Below are 1,184 nucleotides of genomic sequence, written 5' to 3'. Positions count from 1 at the left end.
GTCTTGATGACCTTGTCCAGGGACACCTTGTGGGTCCCGTCGCCGCGCATGGCCATGCGCGCGGCGGTGACGGCCTTGACCGCCGCCATGCCGTTGCGCTCGATGCACGGGATCTGGACGAGGCCGCCGACCGGGTCGCAGGTCAGGCCCAGGTTGTGCTCCATGCCGATCTCGGCGGCGTTCTCGACCTGCTCCGGGCTGCCGCCCATGACTTCCGCGAGCGCGCCCGCGGCCATCGAGCAGGCGGAGCCGACCTCGCCCTGGCAGCCCACCTCGGCGCCGGAGATGGAGGCGTTCTCCTTGAAGAGCATGCCGATCGCGCCCGCCGCGAGCAGGAAGCGGACGACACCCTCCTCGTCGGCGCCGGGGACGAAGTTCATGTAGTAGTGCAGGACGGCCGGGATGATGCCGGCCGCGCCGTTGGTCGGGGCGGTGACCACCCGGCCGCCGGCCGCGTTCTCCTCGTTCACGGCCATCGCGTAGAGCGTGATCCACTCCATGGAGAGCGCCTGCGGGTCGCCCTCGGAGCGCAGCTTGCGGGCCGTGGTGGCCGCGCGCCGGCGGACCTTGAGACCGCCGGGCAGGATGCCCTCGCGCGACATGCCGCGCGCGACGCACGCCTCCATGACCCGCCAGATGTCCAGCAGGCCCTCGCGGATCTCGTCCTCGGTGCGCCAGGCCTTCTCGTTCTCCAGCATCAGCGCGGAGATGGACAGCCCGGTCTCCCGGGTGAGGCGCAGCAGCTCGTCACCGGTGCGGAAGGGGTGCTTCAGCACGGTGTCGTCGAGCTTGATCCGGTCCTCGCCCACGGCGTCCTCGTCGACGACGAAGCCGCCGCCGACCGAGTAGTACGTCTTCTCCAGCAGCGTGGTGCCCTCGGCGTCACGGGCCCACAGCGTCATGCCGTTGGCGTGGTAGGGCAGGGCCTTGCGGCGGTGCAGGACCAGGTCCTCGTCGAAGTCGAAGCCGATCTCGTGCATGCCGAGCAGGGTGATCCGCTTGTCGCTCTTGATCTGCTCGACCCGGTCGTCCGCGGTCTCGACGTCGACCGTGCGCGGAGAGTGGCCCTCGAGGCCCAGCAGGACGGCCTTGGGGGTGCCGTGGCCGTGTCCGGTCGCGCCCAGGGAGCCGTACAGCTCGGCGCGTATCGAGGCGGTGTGGGCCAGCAGGCCCTCGTTCTTCAG

The 1,184-nt window shown here is 70.7% G+C and carries 1 protein-coding gene; it reads right to left on the bottom strand.

What is annotated here, in order from left to right:
- A partial coding sequence (locus tag AB0K02_RS34030) for an L-serine ammonia-lyase (RefSeq protein ID WP_365996470.1) occupies positions 1–1,184 on the bottom strand: 1,184 nt, incomplete at both ends.

The organism is Streptomyces sp. NPDC049597 (genome assembly GCF_040675505.1).
Lineage (GTDB): Bacteria > Actinomycetota > Actinomycetes > Streptomycetales > Streptomycetaceae > Streptomyces.
The sequence above is the reverse complement of the archived record's forward strand: the minus strand, read 5'-3'. Positions and strand labels throughout refer to the sequence as shown.